Raw genomic sequence first — 1,575 nt, forward strand, 5'->3', positions numbered from 1 at the left:
GTTTTTTTAAGGTTTCAATTTTTTCTTTTACCCTTCGGATTTCGGCGCTGTTATTACTTAGCATCCAAGTAGGGCAAGGTTTATTTTTTTCGTTTGCCATTTTTTGGCTTTCTTCTTCTGATAAGCCAAGAGCGATTAATGCCGCTTTTCCTTGTTTCCATGCCTTATTAACTGATTTCATGTAATTTTGAGATTTTTCAAGTTTTACCAATTTTTCTTGATACTTTTTTACCGCTTCTGGATCATCTCCGCTAATTGATTGATTGCTTTCAGCGGCGGCGGCTTTGTTTTCGTAATACTCGCTTTTCTCGTATGCGTCTGACGCTCTTTTTTGGATTGTATCAATTCTTTTTAATAATGCCCTGTGGCTTCCTTCGCTGTGGTGTCCTACTAAGATGGGCTGTCCAAAAGGTATAACGTCCCCCATTTCTCTAGCCCTGTTATTTTCTTGATTGGCTTCAATGTTTGACCGTCTCGCTTTTGCTTTGTAGCGGTCGATTTTTATTTCTTTTCTTTCTTCATAGTCTTTTCTACCAACTGACATAATTAATCTCCTTAAAATAAAATTTCCCCCACATAAGCGGGGGAGGTAAATTACGGATAAAATTTTCTTTCAGTACATATTTTTAAATCATTTGTAAATATTTCGATTAATAAATCTCTTACTTTTTCAACTAACTTTATATTAAAATAAATATCTATAGTTGTAGGGTTTATTGTTCTGATAAACTCCATAATAGAATTATTGACATTATTTTGTTTTTCTAATTCTTCTTGTGAGAATTCACGTCCTATATCATCATATCTGAAACTCATAATAAAACTCCTTGCATTTGAAATTTCCCCCCACATAAGCGGGGGGAGGGTTTTTGCTATGCCGCTAGTTCCGCCATATAACCGGGATTGTCTTCTAAATACCTGTACCAAGTATTTGATATTTCTTCTAAGACATACCATGAGAAAACATTATAAAGCTCTTTTAAATCTTTATAATTTTTGCTGTTATCCCATAACGCTTTACCGACTTTTGAAATTGACGGTTTATCTTTTTGATAAAAAACGCCGAAATTTTGAACCATTGAAATTATGTCTATGCCTATTTCATTGGCTAAGTTTTCCATGTGTGAAACAATATCTGTTTGATGATTTTTAAAAAATTTTATTGTTTCGCTGTAGCATGAAAAACCTGTAAATCCCGCTTTTGCCCCATGTTCTGTACAGTTTTTAAATATTCCAGATAGTTCTTTGAATTCTTCCGATGTACCATGTAAAGGATGGTATCCGAGAGCGATAATAACACTGTTTATAGTTTTTCCCGAAAAACCAGAATTAGTTTTTAAATAACGGCGCAAGCCATTTATTGTAGTAATTTTCATTTTGAAACCTCCATATTTTGAATGTAATTTTTGAAGAGTTTTTTAGCTCCTCTAATTGAATACCCTAAATAACGCTGATGGTGATAAATACCGCTGTCTGATAAGTAAGACAGAGTAAAACCGTCTACCTTGTGGTAGGTAATAGTAATTTCTTTATTTTTAATTTTTTCCATTTTATACCTCTACTAAATAAAATTTT

4 protein-coding genes are annotated in these 1,575 nt (G+C 33.1%); all 4 read right to left on the reverse strand.

The window, feature by feature from the left end; translation table 11 throughout:
• A partial coding sequence (locus tag ACYVRH_RS12450) for a DUF3560 domain-containing protein (RefSeq protein ID WP_461257221.1) occupies positions 1-544 on the reverse strand: 544 nt, incomplete at its 3' end.
• Positions 545-594: 50 nt separating this feature from the next.
• Positions 595-816 (reverse strand): hypothetical protein, encoded by a 222-nt coding sequence (locus ACYVRH_RS12455; protein ID WP_461257222.1) that lies wholly within the window; start codon positions 814-816, stop codon positions 595-597.
• Positions 817-872: 56 nt separating this feature from the next.
• A complete protein-coding gene (locus ACYVRH_RS12460) occupies positions 873-1,376 on the reverse strand; it encodes a DUF7222 domain-containing protein (RefSeq protein WP_461257223.1) in 504 nt (167 codons plus the stop codon).
• Complete coding sequence (locus ACYVRH_RS12465; RefSeq protein WP_461257224.1) at positions 1,373-1,549, reverse strand: hypothetical protein; 177 nt, start codon at positions 1,547-1,549, stop codon at positions 1,373-1,375. Before ACYVRH_RS12465 ends, ACYVRH_RS12460 begins: the two co-directional genes overlap by 4 nt.
• Between the last annotated feature and the right edge of the window lie 26 nt (positions 1,550-1,575).

This window comes from Treponema sp. R80B11-R83G3, assembly GCF_054786115.1.